This is a genomic window from Janthinobacterium sp. KBS0711 (genome assembly GCF_000988085.1).
In the GTDB taxonomy this organism is placed as follows: domain Bacteria; phylum Pseudomonadota; class Gammaproteobacteria; order Burkholderiales; family Burkholderiaceae_D; genus Janthinobacterium; species Janthinobacterium lividum_E.
On record NZ_LBCO01000024.1, the window covers coordinates 464,225 to 473,464 of the forward strand.

Annotated in this window: 7 protein-coding genes and 1 pseudogene; 5 read left to right on the forward strand and 3 right to left on the reverse strand. The window is 66.8% G+C overall.

Going from position 1 to position 9,240, the window contains the following annotated elements:
- Positions 1-15: 15 nt before the first annotated feature.
- The 3 genes from VM94_RS14720 to VM94_RS14735 form a co-directional block, all read right to left on the reverse strand.
- On the reverse strand, positions 16-1,044 hold the full coding sequence (locus VM94_RS14720; protein ID WP_185982122.1) for a transporter: 1,029 nt from the start codon (positions 1,042-1,044) through the stop codon (positions 16-18).
- 107 nt (positions 1,045-1,151) lie between these two features.
- Positions 1,152-1,850, reverse strand: a complete 699-nt coding sequence (locus tag VM94_RS29400) for a YXWGXW repeat-containing protein (RefSeq protein ID WP_082127774.1) — start codon at positions 1,848-1,850, stop codon at positions 1,152-1,154.
- Between the two features lie 188 nt (positions 1,851-2,038).
- Positions 2,039-2,275 (reverse strand): hypothetical protein, encoded by a 237-nt coding sequence (locus VM94_RS14735; protein WP_046684105.1) that lies wholly within the window; start codon positions 2,273-2,275, stop codon positions 2,039-2,041.
- Positions 2,276-2,607: 332 nt separating this feature from the next.
- Between VM94_RS14735 and VM94_RS14740 the strand changes: the two genes are divergently transcribed.
- From VM94_RS14740 to VM94_RS14760, 5 genes and pseudogenes are all read left to right on the forward strand, one after another.
- Complete coding sequence (locus VM94_RS14740; protein ID WP_046684106.1) at positions 2,608-4,923, forward strand: hypothetical protein; 2,316 nt, start codon at positions 2,608-2,610, stop codon at positions 4,921-4,923.
- Positions 4,924-4,942: 19 nt separating this feature from the next.
- The gene (locus VM94_RS14745) at positions 4,943-7,258 is read left to right on the forward strand and encodes an SUMF1/EgtB/PvdO family nonheme iron enzyme (protein WP_046684107.1); all 2,316 of its coding nucleotides are present in this window, start codon (positions 4,943-4,945) and stop codon (positions 7,256-7,258) included.
- Positions 7,259-7,320: 62 nt separating this feature from the next.
- Positions 7,321-8,040, forward strand: coding sequence for an SIMPL domain-containing protein (locus tag VM94_RS14750; protein WP_052755772.1), 720 nt, complete (start codon positions 7,321-7,323; stop codon positions 8,038-8,040).
- Between the two features lie 78 nt (positions 8,041-8,118).
- Entirely contained in the window at positions 8,119-8,517 is a 399-nt protein-coding gene (locus VM94_RS14755; protein WP_046684109.1) for an OsmC family protein, read from the forward strand.
- Positions 8,518-8,579: 62 nt separating this feature from the next.
- A pseudogene (locus VM94_RS14760) lies at positions 8,580-9,240 on the forward strand (pirin family protein); the annotation flags it as partial.

Below are 9,240 nucleotides of genomic sequence, written 5' to 3' on the forward strand. Positions count from 1 at the left end.
CGTGCTTTCCGATAGTTAACTATTGCGTTGCACGCGCACCACCAGCCATCCCGCCACGACCGTAAACGTGACGATGATGGCGACGATGATCCAGAAGCCCTGCGGATGCTGGGCCAGCGGAATGCCCCCCACGTTCATGCCCAGCATGCCGGCGATGATATTGATCGGCAAGGCCAGCACGGTGACGATGGTCAGTACGAACAGGCTGCGGCTGTTTTCCTCGTTGACGCTGGCGGCGATTTCTTCCTGCAGCAGCTTGATGCGTTCCTGTAGCGAAGACATATCGCTGAGCACGACGGAAAATTCCTCCGTCGACTGGCGCAGTTCCAGGCTGTCCAGCTCCGACACCCATGCAGGCGGGCGTTGCAGCAGGCGGAACAGGGCGGCCGGCTCCGGCGCCAGCAGGCGCTGCAGCCGCACCAGCACGCGCCGCATGGCGCCCAGGTCTTCGCGTTTCGGCACCAGGCGCCCGGCCAGCAAGTGATCCTCGATATCGTCGACCCGCGCCACGGCGTCGCGCACGATGTTGACGAGCACGTCGGCCTGGTCGCGCAGCAGATGGATCAGCAGTTCCACCGACGAGCGTATCGGCTCGTGGTTCTTGATGACTGCCTGGCGCAGGCGCTCGATCGACTGCAGCGGCGCGCGGCGCGCCGTGATGACGAGGTTTTGCGCCACGCTGGCCCACATGGTGGAAATGTCGGACGCTTCGAACGAGAAGTTGTGCACCACATCGTTGACCACGGCGATCAGGGTGTTTTCCGCCTGTTCGATGCGCGTCGAGCGGGAACCCTGGTGCAGGGTTTCATAGAATTCGTCGGCCAGCTGCGTGTGCGTCATCAGCCATTTTTCGCTGGCCGCATGCGACAAATTGAAATGCAGCCAGACGAATTCCTGCGCCGGGCGCGCCGCGCCATCGGCCAGCCAGGCCAGCGCCGCCGTCGAGTCGAGCGCCAGCGGCTGCCCATCGCGGCCAAACAGGAAGCCCCAGACCAGGCCCGAGGTGTCCGAGCCGTAGGTAAAACCGGCAGTTTCCATCGCCATCGTGAATCTTTCTCGCGCAGTGTGATTGATCGTCGCGCGATGTTAATACACGGATGTGTCGGGAAAATGACAAGGCCACCGCGAGGGGTGGCCTTGGTGTTCGCTATTTAGTTGCGATGCGGATTATCGGGGCGGCGGTCGTCGCGGTTCGGAACCCCGTCGCCATCGCGGTCGTGGCGGTTGCCATTGTCGCGGTCATAGCGGTTGGGGATGCCGTCGCGGTCGCGGTCGCCGTTCGGGCCGCGTGGCGACCAGCGGCCTTGCTCCATCTGCCAGCGGCCATCGCGCTGGTTCCAGGCGGGCGGCGCATACACATAGCCGGGGCGCTCGGCGATCCATACGCCTGGCGTCCACGCGTAGCGCTGGCCGCGCCATTCCCAGTGGCCGGGCGCCCAGGTGTAGCCATGGCGGGCGCGCGGGATGGCTTCGCGGCGCGGTGGCGGCGGGGCGATGCGGATCTCGTCATAGCGCACGGGCTGCACTTGCGCGGCGACCCAGCCGCCACGGTCCAGGCGCCAGCGGTTGTTCTCTTGTATCCAGGCGGCGCGGCGGTACTGGTTGCCGCCCCGTTCGCGCAGCCATTCGCCGTTGGTCCAGACATGGCGCTGGCCATCCCAGTTCCAGTAGCCGGGCGCCCAGACATAGCCGGCACGCGGTGCCGGGGCGCTTTCAAACCGTGGCGGAGGCGGGGCGTCGCCGATGACAATGCTGACGCCGAGCTGATTCTGTGCCATCGCTTGCGCAGGCAGGAAGGCCGCGGTGCTGATAGCAAGCATGGCTGCCGCGTAGAGTGTGATGGGTTTCATGATGTGCTCCATTTCGGTGATTGCGTGAAATGGACTATAGGCGCTTGCTGGCGGTTTTTCGCCTTTGATTCAACTTATTACAATTGACACAATGCTGTGTGTCCGTGTATCTGTGGCGGATACAAATGGCGGCCTGGCGCGGCGGTATTCAATCGGGCGCCAGGCGGCGTGGTGTCAGCATCGGTGGCTCACAGGGTGCTGGCGGTGGCGTTGCCCAGCAAGGCTTGCCGCTCCTCGATCAGCGAGATTTTCTTTTCCTGTTCCGTCAGGCGCTTTGCGCTGACCACCACGACGGGGATGGCGTTCGCCTGTGCCACATCGGCTGTCCTGGCTGCCGATGGCTGGCTGAAGCTGGCATAGCTGGCGCCGCAGGCGATGGCGACGGCGACGGTAAAAATGGCTTCCATGTTTTTCAGGGTTTTCATGATCGTTCCTTTCGGGTGGCGGGTGGGTATGCATGCACTGTAGCCAGGCGCGGGCCGGCGCGCCATGCGCATGCGACCAGCCGTGGTTTTGGCGGGATGGCCTGCAAAAAAACGGCGCTGAAATGCCTGCGCACGGCGTTGGCGGGCGACGGCTTGAATTGAGGCCTAATTAGCCCTGTATCCGCGGATATGAATGCAATTGCCCTATGGCATTATCTGATGCTGCGCAGTGCCATGCCCATGCCGTGCGCGGCGAGTAAGGCCCGGCTATCCTGCTAGAATCGGCATGGCAGCCGTGTTGCGCACACCATTATTCTCATCAGGAGTCACACATGTTCCAATTGTTTGGTTTTGGCGGCGCCCGCTGCCCGCGCTGCGAGCACAAGAACGGCGCCGCCGCCGGCTATTGCGCGCAATGCGGCTTGTCGCTGGGGACTCCCGACAGCGATGCGGTGCTGCATGCCAATGAATGGCATCTTGCTGACGGGCAACTGGCCCTGTTCTTTGGCGTGCGCGAACTGTCCTCGCTGTTCGGCAGCGCCGCGCGGCGCCTGCAGGTGCCGGCCGAGTCGCGCGCCTGGATCGTGCAATCGGACGCTTTCACCTTGATACCGGCTGGCGACTACGACAGCGCCGCCTTCTTTGCGCGCCTGCCCGCGCTGCTGCCGGCGCGTCCGGCCGAAGTGCTGATCGCGCGCGCCGACGCCGTCAGCCTGGAATTCGACCTGCCGGCCCTGGCCAGCACGGAACTGCTGAACGTGGCCGCATCGCTGCGCGTAGACATCGCGCTGGGCCAGCCCGATGCGTTCGCGCGCCAGTTCATGCGCGCGCCGGGCGCCGTCACGCGCGCCCACCTGCACGCCTTGCTGCTGCCATCCGTGCGCCAGATTGCGCTGGAATTCATCGGCAGCCGCGCGCTGCGCGAGATGGACGCGAATGCCGACTTGCGGCCCGAATTGAACGAACGCCTGCAATCGGCCCTGACGCAGCGCCTGGCGCCCAGCGGCCTGGCCGTGGCCCGCGTGGAAACGCTCAGCCTGCGGCACGACAAGCGCGCGGGCGACGGCGATGCGGCCATCGGCACCCTGTGGCTGGGCGGCTTGCCGGCGCAGGAACTGGAGCAGCACAGCCTGGAACGCATGAAGCAGCTCGACCAGCTGTATGACGACGAAGAGTGGCAGCGCATCCGCCGCGAGGAACTGGCGGCGCGCCACGCGCACCGCCGCGCCGAACTGCGGCAGGATGCGGTGGTGGAAAAGGCGGAGCTGAATCACCAGGAAGCGGAGCGCCTGCAAGCGCTGCGCGGGCGCCAGATCGACCTGTACGGCCGCATCCTGGAAGCGAAATCGCGGCGCCAGGCGCTCGACCATGGCGCCGCGCTGGCGCTGGGCGAGCTGGAACAGGAGCTGGCGCAAAAGGGCGCGCAGCGCGCCGATGAAGCGGCCAACTGGGAACACGTGCGGGCGCTGGCCGCCATCAAGATGCGCAGCGAGCTGGAACTGTCGCAGCTGCACGGTCGCGAACAGATCCAGCTGGCGCAGCAGCGCTTTACGCATCAGGTCCATTTGCAATCGATCGCGCAGCAGGTGGAAAGCGCGCTGCTGATCGACGACGAGACGGGCCGCCGCACCCAGCTGGCGCGCCTGCGCCAGGCGGAAGCGGACGCGGCCCAGCGCGAGGCGCAACTGGAGGCGGAGCAGCACCAGGCCGCCTGGCAGGGGCTGATGCTGGCGAATGCGGCGCGCAAGCGCGAAGCCGAGCGCGTGCAGGAGTGGGAAGACCAGATGCAGCTGGCGCGCCAGCGCGAATTGCTGCGCGCCGAGGCGCACAAGGATGAAGCGGCCCAGGTGCAGGCGGCGGAAATCGCGGAAAAGGTGGCGGCGCTGCGGCGCGGCGGCGCGCGCGAAGACGCCGTCGCGCAGCAGGAAAAACTGCTGCGTACCATCGAGGCCGACGGCGTGCACGCGCGCCAGCTGCAGCAGCAAACGCAGCTGGCGCAGCTCGACGCGCTGGCCATCGAGGAACAGCGCCAGCAGCTGCGCCAGCTGGAACAGGAAGCGCAATGGCAGCGCGACTTGCTGGCCATGGCGCAGCAGCGCGAAAGCGATTACGCGCGCTGGAAGGGGGAGTATGAGGCCTTGCTGGCGCAGCAGGCGCATGCGGCCGAACTGGCGCGCATCGATATCGATCGCATCGAGAAAATCGGCTCGCTGAGCGACACGGGCAAGGTGGCCATGGCCGCCGGGCAGAATGCGGCCGTGCTGGCGCAAGTGCTGAAAACGCAGCTGCAGGCGGGCATGAGCGCCGAGCAAATCCACGCGCTGGCGGCGCTGGCGGCGGCCGAGAACAGCATCGCGCCGCTGGACGCCATGCGCATGGCGCAGGACAGCGTGGCGCAGGAGCGCAACTACCTGGAAGGCCAGGCGGAACGCGAACGGCGCCAGCAGCTCGACCTGATCAACCTGCAGAACGCGGCGCACGCGCATGGCCTGTCGGCGCAGGCGCAGCTGGGCGTGGCCGTGGCGCAGGCGCTGCAGCCGGGCGCCGCTACCGCAGCGCCGGCCCGCTGCAAGAACGGTCACGCGCAGCGCGCGGGCCATCCGGAAGATAAATTCTGCGCCGCCTGCGGCGTCGCCTTGCAGCCTTGATGGAAGCGTTTTACCCCAGATGATGCAAAAAGCACGAGACAAACTGCGGGAACTGCGCGCCCTCCACGACGACGGGCTGCTCAGCGAGCAGGAATTTGAACGCCGCAAGAACGCCATCCTCGACGCCGAGTACGCGCCGCCCGGCGCTGCGCCTGTGCCGGCGCCGCTGCCCGTACGCCAGGGCACGGAGCTGGGCTTCATGACGGGCCAGGAAATCGGCCCGCAAAACCGCCGCTACCGGCTTGAACGGCTGATCGGCACGGGCGGCATGGGGCAGGTGTGGCAAGCGACCGACCTGGCCACGCACGCGGAGCTGGGCAGCAGCGAAATGGTGGCGCTGAAGATCTTGCCGCCGCAGCTGACGCAAAGCGCCACGCACGCCAAGCTGCTGATCGAGGAGGCGACGCAGGCGAGGAAGCTCGCGCATGAAAACATCGTGCGCGTCTACGAGTGGGCGCAGGACCCGGCCACGGCCAGCTATTTCATCATCATGGAATGCCTCGATGGCGAAGACCTCGAGCACTATCTGGCGCGCGAGGGCGCGCTGCCCCTGTCCACGGTGCAGGAACTGCTGCAGCCGGTGGCCGAAGCCCTGTCGTATGCGTGGGAAAAGCACAAGCTGGTGCACCGCGACATCAAGCCGGGCAATGTCTTCCTGACGGCCAAGGGCGACGTCAAGCTGCTCGATTACGGCATCGCTTCGCGCGTGCGCAATGCGGACAGCAGCCTGGCGCTGGACATGCCGAATGCGGGCACGCATGGCTACCGGGCGCCCGAGGCCGGCGTCAACCAGCGCCAGCCCAGCCCGCGCCTGGACGTGTACGCTGTGGCCGTGATGATCTATCAGATGCTCGAAGGGCGCATGCCGTTCGACGACGCGCGCAGCGCCAGCCATTTGCCGTCCGCGCCGCAAGCGCTCAATGCGCAGCAGTGGCAAGTGCTGCAGAACGGTTTTTCGCTGACGCCGGAACTGCGGCCCCAATCCGTGCAAGCCTTGCTGGAAAACCTGGAGCGCGCGGCCGGGCCGTCGCCTGAAGAACTGGCGGAACAGGCGCGCCAGCAGCAGGCGCGCGCGGCGCAGCAACAAAAGGAAGCGGCGCTGGCGGCCGAACAGGCCCGCGAGGCGGCGGTCAAGGAGGCGCGGGCGCGCCAGGAAGAACTGGACCAGCGCCGCAAGGCCGAGATCCAGGCGGCCGCGCTGGAAAAGCAGCGGCAAGACAAACTGCGCCGGGAACAGGAGGCGCAGCGGCATTTCGAAGCGGAAGAGGCGCGCAAGCTGCGCAAGGAAGCGCTGCGCGGCCAGCTGCGCGCGCGCCGCGAAGCCGATGCGGCCACCGCCTTGCAGGAACACCAGGAATTGCAGCGCAAGGCCATCGTCGCCAAGGCGGAAGCGGCCTACCGCGCCGAGCAGGAACGCGCGCGCAAGGAGCAGGCCAGCCGCGCCGCCGCAGCAGCAGCCGTCCCTGCGCCGGCATCCGCGGCGGCGCCGGAACCGGAGCACGTGGAACCGGTGCCCAATGCGGAAGGCGTCTTGCGCGACGATTTTCTCGATGGTTCGGGCCAGGGGCCGGAACTGGTGCTCATTCCCAGCGGCCGCTTCCAGATGGGCGCGCACGAGACGGAACACAAGGCCGCCATCCAGGCCGGCTCGCAGCAGACGTGGCTGGAACGTGAAACGCCGCAGCACTGGGTTGGCATCGAGCGCCCGTTCGCGCTGGCGCGCCACCCCGTCAGCGTGGGCGAATGGCGCGCCTTCGTCAAGGCGACCGGCTGGGCGGGCGGCTCGGAAACGGACTGGGACAATCCCGGCTTCGTGCAGAACGACCAGCACCCGGTGGTGGGCGTGAGCTGGAATGACGCGCAGCTGTACCTGGCGTGGATGAGCGAGCGCACGGGCCGGCACTACCGCCTGCCCAGCGAAGCGGAGTGGGAATACGCCTGCCGCGCCGGCACGCGCACGGCCTTCAACGTGGGCGACACGATCAGCACCGAGCAAGCCAACTACGACGGCCTGTACGTCTACAACGGCGGCCCGCGCGGCGTGTACCGGGGCGGCACCACGCCGCTGGGCACTTTCGCGCCGAATTCCTGGGGCCTGTTCGACATGCATGGCAATGTGTGGGAATGGGTGCAGGACGTGGTGCACGACAATTACGAAGGCGCGCCCGTCGATGGCAGCGCCTGGGAAGAGGGCAGCGACAGCAGCCGGCGCATCCTGCGCGGCGGCTCCTGGCTGTATCATCCGCGCTACCTGCGCTCGGCCCTGCGCAACGGCTTTTCCACCGTGCTGTCGAACGATATCGTGGGCTTCCGCGTGGCGCGCACGCTCGACTAATCCATTGTCATATTGGCCATCTTGACGGATACTTCATGCACCTTAACCGTGCTGGAGTGTCCGTGTTCAAACGCCGCCTGCTGTCCCTCGTGTTCGCCTGCCTGCCCATCTCCGCCCTGGCCGGCGATTTGCCTTCCTATCCCTTCATCCACGCGACGGGCACGGCCTACAGCTTCGTCACGCCGGACCTGGGCGAGATCGACTTCGATGTCAGCGCCTTCGACCCGGCGCCTGACGTGGCCACCGCGCTGGTGAAGACGCGCATCACGGAAATCAAGGCGCTGCTGGTGGAGCAGGGTTTGCCGGAAGCGGCGGCCGGCATCGAGGTGCGCGACGTGCGCAAGGAAATCCGCAAGGGCGCGGAGCAGGACACGGCCAATCCGCAGTACCAGATCAAGGCCAGCGTGCATATCAACGTGGCCGATTTGTCGAAATGGCCCGCCGTCATGGGCCCGCTGCTGGCCATGCCCAACCTCGATGCGTTTGCCGTCACCTTCGGCGCCACGCAGCGCATCCGCCTGGAAGAGGAGCTGGTGGGCGAGGCCGTCAAGGATGCGCAGCGCAAGGCCGACGCCATGGCGCGCGGCTTGGGCAAGCGCGTGGGCGCAGTGGCTGGCATCTCGTCGGACCAGCTGAAAAACCTGGGCAATGCGGTGGGCCTGGTGCCGTCCGACCGCTACCAGCGCGCCAACAGCCGCCAGCGGCAAAATCCCGACGACATGCTGATGGTCACCGTCCTCAAGATGGGGCAGACGGTCGATGCCGTGTTCCGTATCAAATGACCAGGTAGCAGGGCAGCGGGCTGCGCCAAGCGGCCAAACGGTGTAAATTGTGGCTTTGCAAACGCACCAAGGAACGCCATGACCATCAAAGCCATCCGCGACCAGTCGCAACCCATGCGCCACATCGTGCACGTGCGCGATCACATCATTTCCGCCGACGCCTCGGTGGAGGAGGGCGGCGGCGACGCCGGCCCTTCGCCGCACGACCTGTACGACGCGGCCCTGTCGGCCTGCAAGGCGCTCACCGTCGTCTGGTACGCCCGGCACAAGGGCATCCCGCTGGAACACGTGGAAGTGTCGACCGAGCGCGATGCCAGCGAAGAGCGCAAGGGCGTGTACCGCCTGGCCGCCACCCTGCACCTGACGGGCGAGCTGACGGATGCGCAGCGCCAGGAATTGCTGGCAGTGGCCGGCAAATGCCCGATCCACAAGCTGATGACGGCCGTCACCACGGAAATCACGACGGTGCTGGCATGAGCGCGGCCATCCTGAAAAGCCACGAAAAGGACCTGGGCGGCGGCTTCGTCGTGCGGCGCTTGCTGCCTTCCGCTGCAAAACAGGCCGTCGGCCCCTTCATCTTCTTCGACCATTTCGGCCCCATCGACGTGGCGCCCGACGCCAACCACGACGTGCGCCCCCATCCGCACATCGGCTTGGCCACCGTCACCTATCTGTTCGAGGGAGCGATCGACCACCGCGACAGCATCGGCTCGTACCAGCGCATCGAACCGGGCGCCATCAACTGGATGACGGCCGGGCGCGGCATCGTGCATTCGGAACGCACGCCGCACGACCTGGCCGGCCAGCCGCACCGCACGCACGGCTTGCAGCTGTGGGCCGCGCTGCCCAAGGCGCACGAGGAAGACGAACCGAGTTTCACGCACACGCCGCAAGCCGACATTCCCGTCGTGCCGCTCGATGGCGCGGTGGTGAAGGTGTTGATCGGCACAGCCTTTGGTCAGACCTCGCCCGTGCGCACGTATATGCAGACGGTGTACCTGGACGTGGCGCTGCAGGCGGGGCGCGAGTTGCGCCTGGAAGGCTTGCCGCCGGAAGCGGCGATCTATCCGATCAGCGGGGACGTGCTGGTCGATGGCGTGGCGCTCGTGCCGCACACCATGGCCTTGCTGGAAGCAGGCACGGTGCCTGTCGTAACGGCAGGCAGTGGCCCGGTGCAGTTTGTCGTCATCGGCGGCGAGC